The sequence below is a fragment of the Saxibacter everestensis genome, assembly GCF_025787225.1.
GTDB lineage: Bacteria > Actinomycetota > Actinomycetes > Actinomycetales > Brevibacteriaceae > Saxibacter > Saxibacter everestensis.
Window position 1 is genome coordinate 562136 of the sequence record NZ_CP090958.1, and the last position, 14748, is coordinate 576883.

Below are 14748 nucleotides of genomic sequence, written 5' to 3' on the forward strand. Positions count from 1 at the left end.
CTGCGCTCCTAGGGTTGAACCGTGGACGCTAGCATCATTCTTCTCGGCATCATGGTGATGTGGCTCCTTTTCCTGCTTCCACACTGGCTAAGGCGACATGAACAACTCTCGGATGCCGTGATTGTTGATCGGCTGCCCCACACAGTTCAGGTGCTCGGGGAGTCTGGGGCCGCAGAGTCGGGCGGCGCCGGTCGCTCAACCGGAGCACTACTGCTTGGCAGCCGGCCAGCTCCGGCCGCGCAGCATCAATTGTCGGCAGCAAACAGCAGCTTAATGAACCAAGTATCGGACGTGAGTGGCATGAAGACGCCAAAGGGACCAGCATTCCTGGACGAACCGATCGAAGAGGTTGTCGTACCGGAGCCCGAGGTGAGCCCGACGGCACGTCCTGCGCGACCGCGCGGTCGTGGCGTTGCTGCGTCCCCGAGGGCTGCAGCTTCCCAGGGTGCTTCCTCCGCGGCAAGTTCTGTGGCGGAGGCCAGCAGCCGGGTCAAGGGCCGGATCGCGGAGCAGCGTCTGGCATCCGCGGCTGAGCCTTCCATCATGGCTCGCCGCGGCGCGATGAAGGCGCGCGTTCGCCTGCTTGGCCTTATCTTTCTTGCGCTGATGGGCACGGGTATTGTCTCGGCTGTGCTGGCGGCGTTCGGCGTGGTTGCCGTGGCGGTTCCCGTTGTTGCTCTGGTCTGCGCCGTCATCGATTTCGTTGCTCTGCGTGCACTTCGCAGCCGGATTCCGGCACGTCCGCGGGTGGTCCGCCGGGACGAGGTCGTGACTCGGGTTGTTACCGCGGGACGGACGACGGATTCGGTTGCTGCTTCTAGTGCTGCGCGGTCGAGCGCGACGTCGGCTTCCCGTGCGAGCGCGGCGGCTGCTGCCCCTGCGCGGCCGAGTGCGGCACCGGCGGCGAAACGTACGGTTGTTTCAGCGCCCGTCTCTGCGGAGCGGGATGGCGCGGAGAATGGCGATCGGAACGCGGAGTCGAAGACCGAACGCCGCGAGCGGGGTGATGTCGTTGCTTCGGTTCCTGCGACGGCTTCGGCTCCGGTGACGGCTTCTGCTGCTGGGTCTCCAGCTGCCAAGTCCAGCACACCCGCGAAGGACGCCGGGCCCGCCAAGAACGCACAGGCTGGCGTTGACGCTGCTGCACCGGCGCGGCCGGTAGCGCCGAAGGTAGCGCTCAGAGGGTCGGAGTCCGCGAGCTCTGTTTCGTGGTCACCGATTCCGGTGCCGCGACCGACCTACGTGGATGCCGCCAAGGTGGAACGTGCGGAACCTGCACCGCTTGTCGTCGACGCCTCCGTGCACGACAAGGTCGTCGGAACTCCGACCGAAAAGGAATCTCTGGCCCAGGCCTGGGTTGAAGAGCCTGGCAAGAAGCCGGAGCTGCAGGATGTCCGTCCGGTGCACGTGAACAAAACGGCGGCTTCGGTCAACCGGCTCAATGACGTACTGCAGCGCCGCCGGGCCGTCGGCGAGTAGGTTTCGACGGGGGAGACTCGGCTGTCTTCCGGGCGGCTGAGCGTCAGCGAGTAGAGTCGTGGCTCGTCGGCGTGCGCATGCGGTTTAGCCAGGCCGGTTTAGCGGCGAAGTGCTCGCGGTGATAATCTCGAATACGCAGTTGGGGCTATAGCTCAGTTGGTAGAGCGCTTCGTTCGCAATGAAGAGGTCTGGGGTTCGATTCCCCATAGCTCCACCCGTCTGACCTGGGGCGATACAGGTCACTGCCCCCTCAGGATGGCGTTTCTGCCCCCTGAGGGGGTATTTTTATGCGTTATGGCGTGGATCGAGGAACGGCCAAGATCAGACGGCAGCACCTCGTACAAGGTGTGCTGGCGTGATCCGGACACGAAACTCCGGGACTCGGAGACCTTCGATAGTGAGCGTGCCGCTGAGAAGTTCGAGCTGTTCCTCGAAGCCAACGGGCATCGCCGGTCCTTGGCGATCGCCACCGCTCAGCAGGCCTACGCTCATGGCCCTACGGTGACTGAACTCGTCAGTGAGCATATCGACCTGCTGACCGCTGCGGGTCCCGACACGGCAGCCCGGTACCGGCGAGACGTTGCCCGGCACGTCACGCCGACCATCGGCGGATACCGGGTTAGCGATGTGACGTGGCAGGTTGTGACGCAGTGGGTGCAGCACCTCGCCCAGCTGGGGCTGGCGCCGAAAACCATCGCCAACAAGCAGGGCCTGCTCTCTGCTGCGTTCACCACGGGGATCCGGCTGGGGTATCGTCCCGACAATCCGTGTATCGGCGTCAAGACCCCGAAGACTGCTGATGTGCGGGAGATGACGATCCTGACCCGCGAGGAGGTGGCCGCGGTCCTCGACGTTATGCCCGAGTATTGGCGGGTCGTCGTGAGAACGTTGGTTGGGACGGGGTTGCGGTGGGGTGAGGCGACCGCGTTGACCGCCGCTGACCTCAACACGGTTGGGACGCCGACTGTCCGGGTGACGAAAGCGTGGAAGTCTGGCGCGGATGGTCGCCCGTATGTGGGGCCGCCGAAAACGCCGCGAGCCCGTCGTACCGTGTCCCTGCCCACCGATCTTGCCGGCACGCTAAAGGAGCTGCGGCGTGGCCGGGGTGACCTGCTGTTGACGGGTAAGACGGGGGAGGCGGTGCGCAATGCGTCGTTCCGGGCGAACGTGTGGCTTCCGGCGATCGCTAAGTCCGGTGTCGAACTGTCCCGACCGCCGCGCTTGCACGATCTGCGGCACACGCACGCGTCGTGGATGCTGGCTGGCGGCATGGGCATTTACTCGCTGCAGTACCGGTTGGGGCACGAGTCGATTAAGACGACGATCGACCGGTATTCGCATATGATGCCGGAGCAGCATCTGGCGGCGGCGAAGATCGCCGAGACAGCCCTGGCAGGGATCTAGGCGAGCTGGTCTTTCGCCCGGCACAGCATCGCCCGCACGGCCGGTCGCAGCCCGTCCAGCCGGTCTTCCAGCACGTCCACGGTCACGGCAAGTTCGATGGCGACCTCCTGCATCGAGCAGCCCCACGACATGGCGTACACCAAGTCGTTCCAGCCGATCAACCGGCGGGCGGTTTCCGCACGGATCTCTGCCTCGACGTGCGCGGACTGCCGCCCCACGTCACCCCGTTCAAGGTGAATCAGTTCGTGTTGCAGGGCGCAACGGCGCTCCTCGTACAGCAGGCGGTCGTCCAGCCAAATTGTGTCTACGCCGTTGGTGCAGCCGTGCCGCGTGTCCCCATCAGGCATACGGCACCACGTGAGGATGACATTCTCCATCGCTCGCAGGTACGCCCAAGGGTTACGGCACATACCCGAAATATAGTTGCCCGTTCCACTAGCGAGGTGGCGTGTCGTCCGATTCGTGTTCGGTTCGTGACTCTGGGCGCTCACGGTCCCGCGTCGGGTCGTATGCCGCTGCCTTGTCACGGTCAGGCAGCGGCCCTGCGTCGTCGTTGATTACTTGGTGGAAGCTTCTCGCCGGGCTCAGCTTGGTGTGAGCTATGGCACCGACATCTCGTTGAGCATCGCCCCCCACCTCCGTCTCAATAGTTGCGATTACTTCAATAAGGGCGTCCCGAGCGACTCTTAGTTTGTTGAGCAGCTCTTCATCCACGACGTGTGCTGCCGGAACGTCGAGTTCCTCAAGTGCTTGCCGGAGTGAGGTTGAGCCCCCAGGCTCCGCCTTGATGCGAGCAAGCAGCGATTGGATGTCCGATTCGGTGGCGACTGGCAGGTCTTCGGCCCCGCCATAGTCAACGCGTCTGACGAGGTAGCCAACGAACTCTTCGAGACCCCCTTGCCAGCTCCAGTACGGCAGTTCCCCGCTCACTAGTGCAGCGCTAGCGCCGGCTTCCCAACCTAACGCTGCATCCAAAGACTTCAGCGTTTTGGACCGGAAACCGCCGCTTTTGCCGTTCTCGATGCCGAATAACGATGCGGTGCTAGGGCCACCGCGAGAAGCAATGTCCTGCTGAGTAAGCCCCAGACGCTCTCGACGTGCCTTAACTGTGCTCCCGAGGAGTGCCCATCCCGCTACGTATTTCGTCATGGCAACAGCTTGTCGGTTTTTTATTGACAGGTCTAGCTCAGTTGCGACAAGTCGTAATCGAACGTTGACGCTGGTCAGCGAGTTACATCGATGTACTTCCGCTGATCAGGGCTTGTTTTGTTGAAAATATGTTGCTGATTCGTTGACATTGTCCCTACTTGTCGTTAACTTAGGGATATGCCATCAACAGAACCACTTGGTCCCATGGTGCGAATCCGAGATCTACGTCTCGCTCATGGTTGGACGATGAACCAGCTGGCGGATCGGATCGCCGAGCAGGGGATCGAGATCACCGAAGCCGGTATCTCGAATGTGGAGAACGGAAACAAAAAGGCTTCCGATCGTTTACTCACTGCGTGGGCGAAGGCGCTCGCTATTGAGCCGCTGAATGTGTGGCATGGTCCATTGCGGAAGCCGATCCAGCGTGGTGCTCCGAAGAGCAGGTCAGCAGCATGACCACGCTCAAAATCACCGACATCCGGATCGAGGACCGGCACCGTACAGACCTCGGGGATATCAATGCGCTAGCCGACTCCATCAAGATCGTTGGCTTACTGCATCCGCCCGTGGTGAACGCGGGATTCCGGCTGATTGCCGGGGAGCGTCGTTTAGCGGCTGTTCGATCGCTCGGCTGGGCTGAGGTGCCTGTCACCGTCGTTGACCTATCTACTGCTGGCGAAGTGCTGCGCGGTGAGGCTGACGAGAACACGTGCCGGAAAGCGTTCACGCCGTCTGAGGCTGAGACGATCGCGTCTGCTATCGAAGCCGCGCTGAAACCAGCCGCCAAAGAACGACAGAGTCCAGGACGACCAGCGAAAAACGGTGGAAATTTACCACCGTTAAAACAGCCGAAAACTCGTGATGTCGCCGCGATGGGCACTGGCTTCTCAGAGAAGACAATCCGCTCCGTGCGAGAGATTAAAGCCAAGGCCAGCGACCCCAGCACCCCGGCACCTGTCCGCAAGCAAGCAGAAGCGGCACTTGCTGAGATGGACCGTACCGGGAACGTCAACGGGCCGCATAAGGAATTCAAGCGGGCCGAGACCGAAGCCGAGCGAGTCATAGCGGCAGTCGCAGAATTTCCCGAACTTCAGTACTACGTCGGTGACGGTCGGATCAAGGATCTTCTCCGACTGGCCACGTCGCTCCGTACCTTCCAGGAGCCCGAGCTGTCGATGCGCCGGGAAAACCTGCGGAAGACAATCGCAGCCGAGCAACGCAAGGCATACGAACCGGAACCCGACACCGGCCCGGACTACTTCAAGCTGGCCGACGCTATCTTCCAAGCTGCGAACACCGCTGCTCGGCTCATCGGAAAATCCGGTGGCCCAACCACCATCAGCGAGGCTATCCCGATCACCGACGCTCTTCTCGTAGAGCAGTGGCGGGAGCAGTTCGAACGCCTCGCCTCCCAGTCGCAGGCTCTTGCCGACACCTGCAAGGCCAACAAACTAAGGATCGTCCGATGAGTGCTTCCGAGAATCAGGAACTGTCCGACCTGTATCAGCGGATTTTTGAGGAGCTGGGAGGTCGGGCCACCGTCAAAGAGATTGTCGCTCACGCCACCATCACGGCGGGCCAGCACCTCAACGAGTATTTGACGGCGCAGGGCCACAAGACGAAAGTCGGGGCGTTCCTTCGCCGGAAGGGTACGTCGGGTCTGCCGCAAGCCCCTGAGGTTGACGGGCAGGGCACGCACGTCCAGTTGGAGCTGCTGTCCGTGGAGGAATTCAAGTATGTCGTTGCCCACCACTTGAAGAGTGCTAGGGCGTCTGCGCAGCAGGCCCGGAATCTCGCTGACTACTGCTACGAGATGCGCGGCGTAGCTCTGGACCTGGATGAGCTGGGGCGAGCGGCATGAAAGAGACGTACAGCATCGATGAGGCGAACACACTGCTTCGGGGCGAGGGTGCTCCGACGTGGTGGCTGCGTGAGGGCTGCCGGCAAGGCAAGTTCCCGCACCTGAAGGTCGCCCGGCAGACCCGGTTCACGAGGGCGCACCTGGATGAGATTCAGCGACTGGTGGAGCACCGCCCGGTCGCCGTCGTGAAACCGCAGCAGCAGCCGGGCATGGAGATTTTCGGCGCCGCGTCGGCGAAGAAGCGGAGAGCGTCGTGATGACTCTCGATGAGGCTGACGGGCAGCTGCATGGCATCGTCAAGGTCCGCGGCTCGGACGACTACGGCGTGATCCTCGACGTTGACCGGTCCACAGCTATGGCGTTCGTGGACATCGACGGGAACCGGCAGAACATCCCTCCGTGCCTACTCGTGCTGGAAGTGCCGGGTGACCCCCAAACAACGCAGGTGCCGTCATGATCTGGGCCGTCTACATCCTCCTGATGCTCGCGTGGTTCTCCATCGTCGCGGTCCTGCTGGCGGCGCATCATCGCTGCTGCACGCAACGCCAGCAACTCGAAGCTGACGCCCCGGATATCGCGTTCATCGGCTGGGACGAGTACTTGCGAAGCCGGGTGAACTAGCGATGGACCTGGACGCCCTGCGCGTGGCCCTGCTCGACGCACTCGATCACCCCACCGCCGACAACGCCGCCTGGTACACGAAAGTTTTTAACGCCCAGGCCGCGTACTGCGAGGCCCTGGAAGCCCTGGCTGGCGTGAAAACCCTGAAACAGCTCGCCGCCGAAACCACTCAACGAGGAGAAGACCTGTGACGTACAACGGCAAACTCACCGACCACGACCTGGCCTTGATCCAGGCAGAGATTGACAGGTGGGTGCGGGTCGCGCTCTCCACGGAACGCTGCGACCGACCCAAAGCCGAAGCCGCCGTCAATGAGACGTACCGCACCGCCGGGCTGGAGCCACCGAAAGCCATCATATGGATGGATTCCCCTATGGGCGGGATCTGCGCCCTCGGCGTCCTATCCCAGCTCGGGGGCCAGCTCAGGGGCCAGCTCGGGGGCCAGCTCAGGGGCCAGCTCAGGGACCAGCTCAGGGGCCAGCTCGGGGGCCAGCTCTGGGGCCAGCTCGGGGGCCAGCTCTGGGGCCAGCTCGGGGGCCAGCTCGGGGGCCAGCTCAGGGGCCAGCTCGGGGACCAGCTCGGGGACCAGCTCGGGGGCCAGCTCCAAAATGTCTACTACTACGGTCTAGACACCTGGTACGAGGCATTTTGGATGGCCTACTACGGCCAGGCCCTCCGTGTGGCGGGGCTCCCTGAGAGCGACCGCCTGACAGCGGTCACGTCGGCGGTGGAGGGCATCGGCTGGTGGTATGCGACGCCAGAAGTTGCTTTCCTCACCGAGCGGCCCACACGCCTCGCCCGCGACAACCAGGGCAGGCTCCACAACGAGGACGGCCCGGCGCTGCAATACGCGGACGGTTACAGCTTGAGCGCGTGGCACGGCACCCGGCTACCCGAAGACTTTTTCGCCCACGAGTGGGATGTGGATCGGATCTTCGCCGAGGAGAACACCGAGGTCCGGCGGTGCGCGATCGAGCGGTACGGCTGGGACAGGTTCGCGGCCCACATGACCCAGGTCGGTGAGACGGTCCCCGATCCGGGGAACAGTCCACACACTCTCACTTTGTATGACCTGCCGGAGCGTCTGCAGGACACGTACGAGGAGAAGGTCCGGATCCTCTTGTGCACTAACGGTTCGCCTGAAGCCGATGGTACGCGGCACAGATTCGGTCTCGTGTGCAGAGGTCACGAGACGGATGCCTTATCTGCGGCGGCGTCCCTCTATGGGATTCCCCGCGACGAGTACGCAGCAGCCGAAGTCCGGCGCTGACCCCCAATAGGAAGGAAACACCAGTAATGAGCACTATCACGCAGGCTGATGCGATCCGCATCACGGGTAAGGAGATCCTCGACCATCTGGACCGGGAGGCGTCTATCCCGGTGATCACCAGGCTCGGTTTTCAGGGTGACGTGTCGGTTCGCCGGGTTGAGGGTGTGGTGTCGAAGCCGATGCCGAAGACGGTGATGCTCGTGCAGTCGGAGGCGTCCTCGAACACTCACACGTTGCATCCGGACGGGCCGTGTTTCTGGGAGGCCCGCGCCAATGTGTCGGCGACCCAGCCGATCTTGGGCACGGTGACGATCCCTGAAGGTTCGACGGGGCTCCTCAGCCATCAAGAACACGGAAATCTTGCTCTGGCGCCGGGGTCTTATGACATTGGCCGTCAGGTGGAGTACGCGGAGGAACTGCGGCTCGTCGCCGACTAGAACCCGCTCGGTGGGCTGGCCCTCGACGGTCGGCCCACCGGCACCACTTTCAAGGAGAGAACGCCATGAATTTCAGTGATTTCGTCCGCATGGGTGATGTCGGCGAACCGGAGCGGCATATCGAGTTCGAGCCGATCCCGGAGTCCGTGCCCGTGCCGGAACCAGCCCCCGTACCGGCCGAGCCGGTCCCAGCCTGAATGCGGTGCAGCAGTCATGCCGATATATCCGATATACCCGGGAGCGTCATCTCCCGGCCCGAACGGGTTCCGCACTGACGGTTTCGAGTCCTCGGAGAGCATCGATTTCCATCTTGGCACTGCCCGCGGTCTCCGGGTTTTCAAGGTCACGCCAGAAGGTTGGCTGACGGGGATCTACTACCCGTCGGTGTGGCGTGCCGGGGAGAATACCGCCCAGCATCTCACACAGTCGCCGCACCCGGAGGTTAAAGAGTGCGGGAAGCCGTGGGGTGCGTGCCGTTGCGGGTTTTACGGCTACTACCTGGGGTCGAACGATTACGCGCAGTCCGGTGACATCAGCGGGTGTGTGGATGGTTACGGGGAGATCGTGTTGTCGTCGCGTGGTTTCCGTGCGAAGAAGGCGTGGATCAGAGCACTGTTCATCCCGAAGCAGTTCCCGGTGGTGTCCACGGACGGTGGTGGCGGGGTTTTACGGCCTGATCATCGGTGGGAGTTGGAGCCAGCGAACATCGCCGTCAACTATCCCGGCATCCCGATTTACACGGATTTCGCGGCATTCGAACGGGACTACCCCGCGGTGAAGCCGGAGTTTGATGACGGCCCGAAGGAGGCGGCGTGATGATCCAGCAGATACCGGCGGACTTGGCACCGGCTGTCCGTGACTTGGATTACGGGACGTGTGAGGAAGCTGCGGCGAGGATTTCCGCTGCCGGGGTGCCGATCCGTCACGTTGAGTCGATGATCCGGGAACACCGTATTCATGCGGGTATCCCGGTCGAGGGCCTTGAGCGGGTGACGTCATGAAACCGCCGTATTCGATATGTGACCTTGTGGAGCTGCGGGCTGAGCCGGAGGGCACGGAGGTGGACGCCCACATGGATGCGAACCGTCCCGCCTACACGACCCGGATGCGCAAGGTCGGGCCGGACACGTGGCGGGTGGCGTGGGCGTCGGACAGCCTCACCTACGACACCGCCGAGCTGTTGGCCTTGTTCCCTGGCGTGACCGTGGTGCATCACCCGAAGGCGGTGGCCTGATGTTTGTGCACATGGTTGGTGACACGGTCCGTACGGTCGCGGAGCTGGATGATATGGGGCCGGGGTGGACGGTGCGGGTCCGCAATTGGGACTACGTGAAGCGTGCCTGCTGCGATATGGGCTGTTGGTGGCGGGTGTACGACGACGCCACGATCGGCGGACCGCGGACGCGGGCGTGGCTGCTGCGGCAGGGGTTCCCGACTCTCGTGTCGATGGGCGGCCAGTGATGATGAAGCTACTGCTTAGTCCCGTCGTCCGAGTCCGTATCTTGGCCGGCCTCGCAGGTTTCGGATTCTTCTTGGAACTGGCCGCTCTCGCTGGTGCTGTCACAGGAGCTTTCACGAGCGACGACCGGTACGGGTTGGCGGCTCTCGCGTGCGGCTTCTTTGGGATACCGGCTCTAGCAGTCGGGTTCGGTTTTCTCGGTGACGCGCTCAAGGACGTACAGCGGGGTGCATGGCGATGAACCTCACTGTCGCTGAGTTGTCACACTGCCACCTGGGTCTCACAATCTCCGTCACGATAGACCGGCGCACACGGATCGGGACACTCCTGTCCGTGTGGCATGAGCGGGACCGGAGCCTGGTGAAGCTCGTCCTTGGGGGAACGCGCATCTTCGCGTTCTACTGCGACGACGCCACCACGTCCTTTGTGAAGATCGTGCAGCGGGATGGCGGTGCCGCATGAGCCTCACTGTTGGAGCCCTTACCGCCGAACATATCGGCTCCCAGATCACGTTCACTGCGAACCGGCGTACCCGATCCGGTGTCCTTAAATCTGTTGAACACACGGCTGGCGGCACGCGGGTGACGATCACCAACTGGCAGCGCACCTGGCATCTTTCAACCCTCGTCCCAGCTGACACACACATCCGCGTGCAGGAGGTGGAGGAACCATGCCAGACTCACTGATCCTCGCATTCCTGGTCGTCGCGACGGTGGCGTTCCTCACCGTCTGCACAGTCGTGGTCATCGCGGCGCAAGGGATTTACCGGCGGCTCGACAGGCACGCCAACGCCATCACACAAGGCAAACATTTGAGTTCTTTCCAAGGAGATAAAGACCTGTGATCAAAGTGAAAACCCAGGTCCGGCCTGAGCGGCTGACGCTGGTGCAACACACACGCTTCGGCTGGGTGGTGATCTGCCGAGTCAACATGCAGGTCATCGGGACGTGGCCGACGCTCAAGGCAGCGCATGACGCTGCAACGGAGCACGCGACGACGGACATTCTGCTGCGGATCGTCAACGTCATCGGGGGGCGAGCCTGATGCCGCGCCTCTTCTTTTACCTGATGGTGGTGACGGGTGTCGTCGGGGTGGTGCTGGTTGCCGCGTATGACGGCGTGTGGGTGCTCTGCTCGGCTGGGGTGCTGCTGTTCGGGTGGGCGGCGTGGCGTGCGGCGTACGCGGCCGGACGGGCGATGGGTGGTGGCGACGATGAGTGACTGCTACGACAAGCAGGGTCGCCCGATCACTCTTCAGCAGTGGGTGGAATCCACCGACGACAAGCGGGTCGCAAGGGACAAAGTCGGGTTCGCGGATGTGTCCACCGTGTGGCTCGGCCTCGACCACAACCATTTCGGCGGACCGAAACCGATCATCTTCGAAACGATGATCGGCGGGGGCCGCCACAACCTGGGGTGCTGGCGGTACTCGACCCTTAAGGAAGCTCAGGCTGGACATGAGCGGGTAGTGCGGGCTCTCCGGGCGGGTGAGCAGCCATGAGTGGCCGTCCTGTCCCGGCGCGTCAGCGCGCCATCTACCGGCGAGTACTCAAACAGCTCGGCACCGTCGACGGGATCAACCGTGCGGCGCGGGAGCTGGTGGAAGCCCACGAACCCGACCCCACAGCCCGCCAACGCCTGCTGGCGATGCTGCAGCTCGACCCCCACCAAGGCCTCGTGGACGAGGTACCGCGCATCCAAACGAACTCGAACCTGTTCGGGCGGGGTGAATGGTGATGAGCACTTGTATCGAGTGTGGGTATCCGACCCGCCGGAACCACACCACGGTTCGACAGTTCCCGGGTACGCGTATCGGGACGGGCGGTGTGTGCTCGAAGTGTAAGCAGCGGGAGAACCCTCGGGGACCGTATGAGCGGGGCGAGGGTGACCGTAAACCCTGCCAGCGGTGCGGCCGGATGCGCACCATCAACGTCAAACGGCCGGCGGACATGTGCCAGGACTGTATCGACGTTGAGTTCGACCTCGAACAGCTGGGGGTGTCCGCATGAAGTTCACAGTGATAGGGCTCCCAGTATCCCAGGGCAGCAAAAGGCATGTGGGCCGCGGAATCATGGTCGAGTCCTCGAAGAACCTCCGGCCTTGGCGTGACTCGGTGACCGCTGAAGCGCGGATCGCGAGAGACGGACAAATGGACGGTGCCCTGCTCGTCGCCTGCGACTTCTACCTGCCCCGCCCGAAAGGCCACTACGGGACAGGCCGTAACCAAGGCGTCCTGAAACCTACAGCGCCACGGCATCCGGCGAAGAAGCCCGACATCGACAAACTAGCCCGCGCGATCCTCGACGCTCTCTCTGCGGCGGGCGTGTACGGGGACGACGCGCAGGTCGTTCGTCTCGAAGCGACCAAACATTACGTGACCGAGCACGAGGCCGATCCGTTGGACGTGCCTGGTGTCATCGTCACCGTCTCACAGACTAGGAGCACCAGATGAGCTTTTTCGAGTTCGTGTGCCCGTTCTCTGACCGGGACGCGTGGCTTGCCGCCCGACGAAAGGGGTTGACCGCGACGGACGTGGCACGGCTCGCTTCCGGTGGAGCGGGTGTATGGGCTGCTGTCCGAGCGGAGAAGGCCGGGCAGGAGACGTTTACGGGAAACGTCTACACAGCTCACGGGCAGGCCCGTGAGCCGATCATCGCGAAGCACGTCGAGGCCGTATGGAACGTTCCCCCGAACGATCAGCTGGTGCGGATGGTCGAGCGGCCGGAATTCCTCGCGACACCGGACGGCATCGGTGACCGCGCGATCGCGGAAATCAAGACCACGAAAACCGACTGGCCGGCTGAGGACATCCCGCGGAAGTACATCGATCAGGTGCAGTGGCAGCTGATGGTTACGGGGAAAGATCAGTGCGTTTTCGCTTGGGAGCCACACGAGAATTTCATCCCCACGGTGATGGAACCTCGGGTGGTTTTGATCGGGCGGGACGGGACCCGGATGGCCGAGCTTGTCGAGGTCGCTGAACGATTCCTCGCGCAAGAGTCGGAGACCAGCGAATGGGATGACCTGATAGCCGAGTACGCGACGAAGAAAGACATCGCGGACACCGCGACAGCGGACCTCGACGAGGTGAAGGCCCGGATCCGTGGGCGGATCGGGGACCGGGACGAACTGAAAGCGGCGACGGCGTTCGGATTGATCACGTTCACGAAAGTCAAGGGCCGGGACACGTTCAACACGTCAGCCTTCAAGAAGGACCACCCGGACACGTATCAGGAGTACGTGCGGCCAGGGAAGCCTTCGGAGCGGTTGTCGATCACACCGAAGGAAGTGGCGTAAATGGCTTACAAAGGACCACTCGATTACATAGATGTCGCTACCCGGATCGTGGAGTTCAGGACTCAATATCCCGACGGCCGTCTTCGCCAGAAGGATGTCCAGTTCGTGGACTTCGCCGGGAAGTCGTGGGTGGTGTACACGGCAGAGGCGTGGCGGTCACAGGACGACCCGGCACCGGCACACGGAACGGCGTGGGAGCCTGTCCCCGGACCAACACAGTTCACCCGCGATTCGGAGCTGCAGAACGCTGAGACGGCGGCGTGGGGCCGGGCGATGGTCGCGGCGCTCGCGGTGGACACACGGAAGGGTATCGCGTCCTCGGAAGAGGTGCGTAATCGGCAGGCACCGTCAGCGTCGTACGAGCCGTCTCGGGATCATGTGGCGGCTGCGAGGGCGAGTGGCAGCCCGGATGACGTGATGGCGATCTGGCAGGCCGCTCGGGGTGAGGGTGCCCCGGCAGAGTATCTGGACCGGATCGCCGCTATCGGCCGTGAACTGAAAGCCGTGTCATGACCGAGATCAAGACGCCCGACTCGATTGTCATGGAGCTGACGGACTTGAAGAACCGGGTGGCGCAGGGACCGAAGCACCTCCGTGAGGCGGAGGCGGAGTTCCTTGAGGTTGAGCGGCAGTACCAGCGGGAGTACGCGCTGGCGTACAAGCGTGCGGACGGCCCGGTGGAGGACCGGAAGCAGCAAGCGATCGTGGACACGGACACTTTCCGGGAAGCGAAGGACGTCGCGCTGATCACCCTGAATTACGTGAAGGGTCTGTCCCGGTCGTATGAGTCGCAGCAGAGCAATTTGCAGACTCAGGCACGGCTGGTGGAGATCACTTACCGGATGGCTGGGGTGGGTGAGCGATGAGCCGGGTACCTGCCGCGATGTGGAAGCGGGTCAAGGAACGCGACGGGGCCGCCTACTGCTGTGACGCCAGCGAGGAGCTGTGGGTGCCTCAGCACCGTCAGGGCCGAGGGATGGGCGGCTGCAAGACCGCGCACACCTACCCGAACATCATCGTGTTCTGCTCGTTCTGCAACGGCCTAGCCGAGTCCAACCCGGCGTGGGCAGCGCATTACCGCGACATGGGCTGGAAAGTGCCCCGGAACAGTATGGACACCCCGGACATGATCCCCGTTACCGACCGGGACCGCCGTCGTTGGTGGTTGTTGTCGGATGGTACCCGGGTTGCCGTGGACGGTGCAGCATGAGAATCGGCAGCACATGCTCTGGTTACGGCGGGCTCGACTTGGCTGTTGAGGAAGTGTTCGCCGCGAAGACGGCGTGGCACGTTGAGTATGAGGCTGGGCCGTCGAAGATCCTCGCGCATCACTGGTCTGACGTTCCGAACCACGGTGATCTCACCATCCTCGACTGGTCGACGGTGGAGCCGATCGACATTATTACGGCGGGCTATCCGTGCCAGCCGTTCTCTCTCGCTGGGAAGCGGAAAGGACAAGACGATGACCGGCACCTTTGGCCGTACCTCACCGAAGCGATTCGCGTTCTACGACCCCGATACGTCGTGCTGGAAAATGTCCGAGGTCACCTCTCTGTGGGGTTCGGAACCGTTCTCGGCGACTTGGCCCGGCTCGGGTATGACGCGCAATGGATACTCCTTCGAGCTGCCGACATCGGCGCCCCCCACGCCCGCGCCCGGGTCTTCGTCCTTGCTACGGACACCCGAGGCGAAGCTTGGATCAAGCGGACCGGATTACGCAAGAGTGAACCGGCCGGGTTCGGGGGGGAGCGACTTGGCGACGGCGGCCTCGC

General features: G+C 63.0%; 29 protein-coding genes, 1 tRNA gene and 1 pseudogene. 29 read left to right on the plus strand and 2 right to left on the minus strand.

The features are described from left to right. Positions 1-21 precede the first annotated feature (21 nt). From LWF01_RS02650 to LWF01_RS02660, 3 genes are all read left to right on the plus strand, one after another. Positions 22-1479 (plus strand): SepX/GlpR family protein, encoded by a 1458-nt coding sequence (locus tag LWF01_RS02650; RefSeq protein ID WP_349639491.1) that lies wholly within the window; start codon positions 22-24, stop codon positions 1477-1479. 141 nt (positions 1480-1620) lie between these two features. After that, positions 1621-1693, plus strand: a tRNA-Ala gene (locus LWF01_RS02655). A gap of 80 nt (positions 1694-1773) precedes the next feature. Continuing rightward, a complete protein-coding gene (locus tag LWF01_RS02660) occupies positions 1774-2883 on the plus strand; it encodes a tyrosine-type recombinase/integrase (protein WP_349639492.1) in 1110 nt (369 codons plus the stop codon). Here the strand turns inward: LWF01_RS02660 and LWF01_RS02665 are convergent. Next, positions 2880-3230 carry an ImmA/IrrE family metallo-endopeptidase gene (locus tag LWF01_RS02665; protein ID WP_349639493.1) on the minus strand — a complete coding sequence of 117 codons (351 nt, stop codon included), beginning with the start codon at positions 3228-3230 and terminating at the stop codon, positions 2880-2882. The genes LWF01_RS02660 and LWF01_RS02665 overlap by 4 nt on opposite strands. Positions 3231-3318: 88 nt before the next feature. Next, positions 3319-3813, minus strand: a complete 495-nt coding sequence (locus LWF01_RS02670) for a hypothetical protein (protein WP_349639494.1) — start codon at positions 3811-3813, stop codon at positions 3319-3321. A 465-nt stretch (positions 3814-4278) separates the two neighbouring features. Here LWF01_RS02670 and LWF01_RS02675 point away from each other — a divergent pair, with 465 nt between their 5' ends. The 26 genes and pseudogenes from LWF01_RS02675 to LWF01_RS19235 form a co-directional block, all read left to right on the plus strand. Then, positions 4279-4488 (plus strand): hypothetical protein, encoded by a 210-nt coding sequence (locus tag LWF01_RS02675; protein WP_349639495.1) that lies wholly within the window; start codon positions 4279-4281, stop codon positions 4486-4488. Then, positions 4485-5501: a ParB N-terminal domain-containing protein gene (locus LWF01_RS02680; RefSeq protein ID WP_349639496.1), complete on the plus strand. Its 1017-nt coding sequence runs from the start codon at positions 4485-4487 to the stop codon at positions 5499-5501. The genes LWF01_RS02675 and LWF01_RS02680 overlap by 4 nt, the downstream gene beginning before the upstream one ends. Next, on the plus strand, positions 5498-5893 hold the full coding sequence (locus tag LWF01_RS02685; RefSeq protein WP_349639497.1) for a hypothetical protein: 396 nt from the start codon (positions 5498-5500) through the stop codon (positions 5891-5893). The genes LWF01_RS02680 and LWF01_RS02685 overlap by 4 nt, the downstream gene beginning before the upstream one ends. Beyond that, complete coding sequence (locus LWF01_RS02690; protein ID WP_349639498.1) at positions 5890-6150, plus strand: hypothetical protein; 261 nt, start codon at positions 5890-5892, stop codon at positions 6148-6150. Before LWF01_RS02685 ends, LWF01_RS02690 begins: the two co-directional genes overlap by 4 nt. Further along, positions 6147-6350 (plus strand): hypothetical protein, encoded by a 204-nt coding sequence (locus LWF01_RS02695; RefSeq protein ID WP_349639499.1) that lies wholly within the window; start codon positions 6147-6149, stop codon positions 6348-6350. Before LWF01_RS02690 ends, LWF01_RS02695 begins: the two co-directional genes overlap by 4 nt. Next, complete coding sequence (locus LWF01_RS02700) at positions 6347-6514, plus strand: hypothetical protein (RefSeq protein WP_349639500.1); 168 nt, start codon at positions 6347-6349, stop codon at positions 6512-6514. Before LWF01_RS02695 ends, LWF01_RS02700 begins: the two co-directional genes overlap by 4 nt. A gap of 2 nt (positions 6515-6516) precedes the next feature. Continuing rightward, the gene (locus LWF01_RS02705; RefSeq protein WP_349639501.1) at positions 6517-6705 is read left to right on the plus strand and encodes a hypothetical protein; all 189 of its coding nucleotides are present in this window, start codon (positions 6517-6519) and stop codon (positions 6703-6705) included. Beyond that, positions 6702-7784 carry a DUF6745 domain-containing protein gene (locus LWF01_RS02710; RefSeq protein ID WP_349639502.1) on the plus strand — a complete coding sequence of 361 codons (1083 nt, stop codon included), beginning with the start codon at positions 6702-6704 and terminating at the stop codon, positions 7782-7784. Before LWF01_RS02705 ends, LWF01_RS02710 begins: the two co-directional genes overlap by 4 nt. 26 nt (positions 7785-7810) lie before the next feature. Continuing rightward, positions 7811-8221 (plus strand): DUF8820 family protein, encoded by a 411-nt coding sequence (locus LWF01_RS02715; protein ID WP_349639503.1) that lies wholly within the window; start codon positions 7811-7813, stop codon positions 8219-8221. Positions 8222-8286: 65 nt separating this feature from the next. Continuing rightward, entirely contained in the window at positions 8287-8418 is a 132-nt protein-coding gene (locus tag LWF01_RS02720; protein WP_349639504.1) for a hypothetical protein, read from the plus strand. A gap of 16 nt (positions 8419-8434) precedes the next feature. Then, positions 8435-9037 (plus strand): hypothetical protein, encoded by a 603-nt coding sequence (locus LWF01_RS02725; protein ID WP_349639505.1) that lies wholly within the window; start codon positions 8435-8437, stop codon positions 9035-9037. Continuing rightward, positions 9037-9222: a hypothetical protein gene (locus LWF01_RS02730; protein ID WP_349639506.1), complete on the plus strand. Its 186-nt coding sequence runs from the start codon at positions 9037-9039 to the stop codon at positions 9220-9222. The genes LWF01_RS02725 and LWF01_RS02730 overlap by 1 nt, the downstream gene beginning before the upstream one ends. After that, the gene (locus tag LWF01_RS02735) at positions 9219-9455 is read left to right on the plus strand and encodes a hypothetical protein (RefSeq protein ID WP_349639507.1); all 237 of its coding nucleotides are present in this window, start codon (positions 9219-9221) and stop codon (positions 9453-9455) included. Before LWF01_RS02730 ends, LWF01_RS02735 begins: the two co-directional genes overlap by 4 nt. After that, entirely contained in the window at positions 9455-9682 is a 228-nt protein-coding gene (locus LWF01_RS02740; protein ID WP_349639508.1) for a hypothetical protein, read from the plus strand. The genes LWF01_RS02735 and LWF01_RS02740 overlap by 1 nt, the downstream gene beginning before the upstream one ends. A 235-nt stretch (positions 9683-9917) precedes the next feature. Continuing rightward, complete coding sequence (locus LWF01_RS02745) at positions 9918-10142, plus strand: hypothetical protein (RefSeq protein WP_349639509.1); 225 nt, start codon at positions 9918-9920, stop codon at positions 10140-10142. A 208-nt stretch (positions 10143-10350) separates the two neighbouring features. Beyond that, complete coding sequence (locus tag LWF01_RS02750) at positions 10351-10524, plus strand: hypothetical protein (protein ID WP_349639510.1); 174 nt, start codon at positions 10351-10353, stop codon at positions 10522-10524. Further along, positions 10521-10724 carry a hypothetical protein gene (locus LWF01_RS02755; RefSeq protein WP_349639511.1) on the plus strand — a complete coding sequence of 68 codons (204 nt, stop codon included), beginning with the start codon at positions 10521-10523 and terminating at the stop codon, positions 10722-10724. The genes LWF01_RS02750 and LWF01_RS02755 overlap by 4 nt, the downstream gene beginning before the upstream one ends. Beyond that, complete coding sequence (locus LWF01_RS02760) at positions 10724-10900, plus strand: hypothetical protein (RefSeq protein ID WP_349639512.1); 177 nt, start codon at positions 10724-10726, stop codon at positions 10898-10900. The genes LWF01_RS02755 and LWF01_RS02760 overlap by 1 nt, the downstream gene beginning before the upstream one ends. Beyond that, entirely contained in the window at positions 10893-11180 is a 288-nt protein-coding gene (locus tag LWF01_RS02765; RefSeq protein ID WP_349639513.1) for a hypothetical protein, read from the plus strand. Before LWF01_RS02760 ends, LWF01_RS02765 begins: the two co-directional genes overlap by 8 nt. Next, entirely contained in the window at positions 11177-11416 is a 240-nt protein-coding gene (locus LWF01_RS02770; protein ID WP_349639514.1) for a hypothetical protein, read from the plus strand. Before LWF01_RS02765 ends, LWF01_RS02770 begins: the two co-directional genes overlap by 4 nt. Positions 11417-11684: 268 nt before the next feature. Beyond that, a complete protein-coding gene (locus LWF01_RS02775; protein ID WP_349639515.1) occupies positions 11685-12131 on the plus strand; it encodes a RusA family crossover junction endodeoxyribonuclease in 447 nt (148 codons plus the stop codon). Continuing rightward, positions 12128-12976 (plus strand): YqaJ viral recombinase family protein, encoded by an 849-nt coding sequence (locus LWF01_RS02780; protein WP_349639516.1) that lies wholly within the window; start codon positions 12128-12130, stop codon positions 12974-12976. Before LWF01_RS02775 ends, LWF01_RS02780 begins: the two co-directional genes overlap by 4 nt. Next, positions 12977-13489, plus strand: a complete 513-nt coding sequence (locus LWF01_RS02785; protein ID WP_349639517.1) for a hypothetical protein — start codon at positions 12977-12979, stop codon at positions 13487-13489. It abuts the gene before it with no gap. Continuing rightward, positions 13486-13842, plus strand: coding sequence for a hypothetical protein (locus LWF01_RS02790; RefSeq protein ID WP_349639518.1), 357 nt, complete (start codon positions 13486-13488; stop codon positions 13840-13842). Before LWF01_RS02785 ends, LWF01_RS02790 begins: the two co-directional genes overlap by 4 nt. Next, entirely contained in the window at positions 13839-14186 is a 348-nt protein-coding gene (locus LWF01_RS02795) for a hypothetical protein (protein ID WP_349639519.1), read from the plus strand. Before LWF01_RS02790 ends, LWF01_RS02795 begins: the two co-directional genes overlap by 4 nt. Beyond that, a pseudogene (locus LWF01_RS19235) lies at positions 14183-14599 on the plus strand (DNA cytosine methyltransferase); the annotation flags it as partial. The gene LWF01_RS02795 and the pseudogene LWF01_RS19235, both read left to right, overlap by 4 nt. Positions 14600-14748 lie beyond the last annotated feature (149 nt).